Origin of the sequence: Nostoc sp. CHAB 5715 (assembly GCF_020829685.1) — a bacterium.
Lineage (GTDB): Bacteria > Cyanobacteriota > Cyanobacteriia > Cyanobacteriales > Nostocaceae > Nostoc.
The window spans coordinates 1-3,452 of sequence record NZ_JAIVFR010000826.1 but is presented as its reverse complement, the minus strand read 5'-3'; the positions used below and the strand labels follow the sequence as shown (position 1 = coordinate 3,452).

The following is a 3,452-nucleotide window of genomic DNA, read 5'->3' as shown; positions in this document are numbered from 1 at the left end:
TGACAAGAAATACCATATATGGAGAAGTTTAAAAACCACATCTTTCGTAAGGGCACGAGCCAGCTCATACGTGTCAACTTAACGTAAAAGCCATGTCCCGCAAGGAACTGAAGTTCCTTGCTAATAGCGAAAGTCATCTAAAGATGACTAAATATACCCAAAATCTTTAGTCTACTTCAGTAGACTTTAGCTATAAGCCCTGAAATTCATTTCTGGGCGGGTGAGGAAGTTAACAGATAAGCCATTTCTAGCTTAAGTTGACACCAATGAGCATTGCTGTGCCCCTACAGCATGGTCTATTGACGATCGCAGAATAATTAAGAAAAGCCTGAAAACTTCCGGGAGCATCATTAATGCACATCACGATGAATTTGTACAGTGCGTAAGTCCTAGTAATAATACTTGCCATTTTTTGGGACTTAGTGTATGTTCTGAAATGTGTAATAAAAAATCACAAATTTCTCAGTACTTACAACTACTACCATTATGAGCATTTCAACTGTTGCAAAAAAGTTATCAACTGCTGCGATCGCAGCAACAGTCATCGTTTTGGGAATAGGAGCAGTAGCACAAGCAACTGTTTTAACATTTGATGATATAGCGCCTATTTCATATTTATCTCCAATTCCTAACGGTTACGGTGGATTCAATTGGGACAATTTTTACTACCGAAATGGCTCGGATAGTGCTATCTCACTTACAGGCTATGACAATGGTAGAGTCTCAGGAGACTATTTAAGCTTCAACGGGTTTGGAGAACCTGCTGTAGTCAGTGATGGTATTTTTGACTTCAACAGTGCTTACCTAACAGCTGCTTGGAATGATGGTCTTTCGATTACTGTAGAAGGTTTAAACAGAGGTGCAACCTTGTATTCAAAAACTGTGGTTGTAAATACGACACAGCCAACTTTAGTTAATTTTGATTATTTTGGTGTTGATGAATTAAAGTTTACGGCATTTGGTGGAGTTGAACCAGATTATCTTATAAGCAAGGGTGGTCCTGGGACACAGTTTACACTAGATAACTTTACCTTTAATGAAAAAGTTACATCTGTTCCCGAACCTACATTGCTACCAGCGCTACTGTCAATAGCTACTTTAAGTGCTGGTTCAGTATTAAGACGTAAACAGCTAAAGCAAAGTTAACTGAAATCTTGCACTTTGCCTGAAGGACTAGAAGTTGCGGCTACACAAACAAAGTTTACCTCCGTGGGCTAAAAGTTTTATATTCTGTAAAGGTAAGCTTTGTTTGTATAGCCCTTCTAGGATGTGTTTTTTGCCGAAAGTATTGATTAATACGAATTTAATGTTTTTTGCAGTTGGGGTTGCAGTGGGCGATCGCTTTGCAAAACTATACCAGATTGTTCCCAATTGATTACCTCTTGTTCTCCTGGTGAAGAAATATTTGGCCACAAAACCCAGCGACTGCCTTGAGGAAGAGTAGCAAGGCTTAGGGGGTTTTGAGTTAGCCAAATCAAAGGATGGCTTTTAGGAACTACTGAACTGGCATCTTCTAATGCTCTGGTTGCTGCTAAGGTTTCTAAAACATAGGCATCGCCTTTAATTAAATCAGTTGATGCTGTCCATAATTGCACCTGTAATTGCTGTTGCTGTGCATAAAAATACAGTGAAGCTGCGGCAATTACTGCTTGTTCAAAGTTTTCTTCTTCCCAATTGCTAGCACTGTCAAGGGCAATAACTATTTCTTGTCCACCTGTAACCATTTCTAACTCCCGCACCCTTAATTCTCCATAGCGGGCGCTAGTTCGCCAGTGAATCAGACGAGTGGGATCTCCTATACGATAAGGGCGGAGCGATCGCACTAGCCCCGTTGTCGCAGTCTGCAAGGGTTTACCACGAGGATCGCCCCTTTTACTCTCTTCTTGCCCCATTTCGTCTACTAGGGGGCAGGTAGCCAAGGGTAACACTGTGGGATAGACGATCGCTGTGGCAGCACAATCACGCTGACGGCGACACCAAAACAATCCCAAAGGCGCACCAGAAGCCAGTTCGACAGTGTGCCAGCGATAAACGCCCCGGCGCTGGGTAGGGTGGTAATATACCCAACGGTAACTACCTTGACTAGGAATTGTTTCGATGGCCTTTTGCACTGGTTTCCCCAAGACGAAGGGTAATATATCCTCAACTTGCAATAAGCTTACAGGCTGCTGTGTCTGATTGCAGATTTCTAATTCCACAGTCAGATCGTCGCCTGCTGACACAGGTTGAATGGGACGGCGGGTGATGGATAGATTTTTGAGCGATCGCGGCGGTAAGATAGCTGCTACACCCAAAAGGGCAAAACTAATGCCGCTAATGGCGTACAGCCAACCAGCCATCGTATTAATACCTGCGCCAAAAAAACAAATAGCCGTTGCTGCTAGTACCCAACCGCCATAAGCAGGGGCACTGGCGCGGGTTTCTAACCAATTAGTGATGGGTTTGATGATTTTCATGTTTCTTTTTTAACCCAACACCACCAAAAATTCACAGTGTCTCAGGAGTTTGCTAAAAAAGCTTTTAGTTGGATTCCTCAAAAAGAGATAGAAAGTTACGACGACCATGTAGAAATGACACTTGCGGTTGAATTCACTGAAAAATCGCTCTCCTGCTTCAGTGTTAGTTTCAGCAAAGTAATCGGCAATTTCATTGATATCTCGGCTGGCAAGAATGTTGATGACGGTTAATATATTCCCAAGCTGGTGACTCTTCAATATATGGAAGTTTTAAGAACTCTTCTAGAGTCGTGCTTTCTGGAACTGTAATTTGTCCTTGCGTCAACTCAATATTTTTCATAATTCGATTACAAGCAAAAGATAATTGTATATGATTAAATTATGGAATGTAGGTATAAGGTAAAAATATGACAATTACTACCAACTTAAAACAACTCTATGAAACCGATGAGAATTTATGGTTGGAAGAAACTATTGAATTATTAAAACAAAAACAGTTTAACCAACTTGATTTAGAAAACCTAATTGAGGAATTAATCAGTTTGGGGAAAAGAGATTTGGCTAAAGCCAAAAGTCTATTAAGGCAAATTATTATTCATATATTATTACTCCAATATTGGCAGGTAGAATATGAAAGAAACCATCGCCATTGGATTGGAGAAATTAAAACCTTTAGATATGACTTAAATAATCATTTAACTACGAATTTAATAAACAAGTTACAGGATGATTTAGAAAATATTTATCAAAGTGCGGTTGATTTTGTGAAAATTAAAACCGATTTAACTATTTTTCTAAAAAAGTGTCCTTACACTCTTGTACAATTATTAGATGACAATTATTTACCTTAAATATATCAGTCTTATCTGATTTTTTCCAATTGTCAAAGCATAGCGATGTCTACGACGGGCTACGCCTACGCTGATTGCAACTCGATTATTTACTAAGAGGTTTCCTGATGATGACTTTCATTCAAAAATCCCAAATTATTTCATT

General features: G+C 39.7%; 4 protein-coding genes. 3 read left to right on the top strand and 1 reads right to left on the bottom strand.

Features of this window, described 5'->3' with window-relative positions:
- Positions 1-486 precede the first annotated feature (486 nt).
- Entirely contained in the window at positions 487-1,146 is a 660-nt protein-coding gene (locus LC574_RS32020; protein WP_229457627.1) for a PEP-CTERM sorting domain-containing protein, read from the top strand.
- Positions 1,147-1,292: 146 nt separating this feature from the next.
- Here the strand turns inward: LC574_RS32020 and LC574_RS32015 are convergent, their stop codons facing one another.
- Complete coding sequence (locus LC574_RS32015; RefSeq protein ID WP_229457626.1) at positions 1,293-2,456, bottom strand: DUF58 domain-containing protein; 1,164 nt, start codon at positions 2,454-2,456, stop codon at positions 1,293-1,295.
- 36 nt (positions 2,457-2,492) lie between these two features.
- Between LC574_RS32015 and LC574_RS32010 the strand changes: the two genes are divergently transcribed.
- Positions 2,493-2,687: a hypothetical protein gene (locus LC574_RS32010; RefSeq protein ID WP_229457625.1), complete on the top strand. Its 195-nt coding sequence runs from the start codon at positions 2,493-2,495 to the stop codon at positions 2,685-2,687.
- Between the two features lie 176 nt (positions 2,688-2,863).
- Positions 2,864-3,307, top strand: coding sequence for a DUF29 domain-containing protein (locus LC574_RS32005; protein ID WP_229457624.1), 444 nt, complete (start codon positions 2,864-2,866; stop codon positions 3,305-3,307).
- Positions 3,308-3,452: the final 145 nt, after the last annotated feature.

Excerpts from the sequence above, each read along its gene's own strand:
- LC574_RS32015 (WP_229457626.1), bottom strand. The coding sequence starts at position 2,456 with ATGAAAATCATCAAACCCATCACTAATTGGTTAGAAACCCGCGCCAGT.
- LC574_RS32020 (WP_229457627.1), top strand. The coding sequence starts at position 487 with ATGAGCATTTCAACTGTTGCAAAAAAGTTATCAACTGCTGCGATCGCA.
- LC574_RS32005 (WP_229457624.1), top strand. The coding sequence starts at position 2,864 with ATGACAATTACTACCAACTTAAAACAACTCTATGAAACCGATGAGAAT.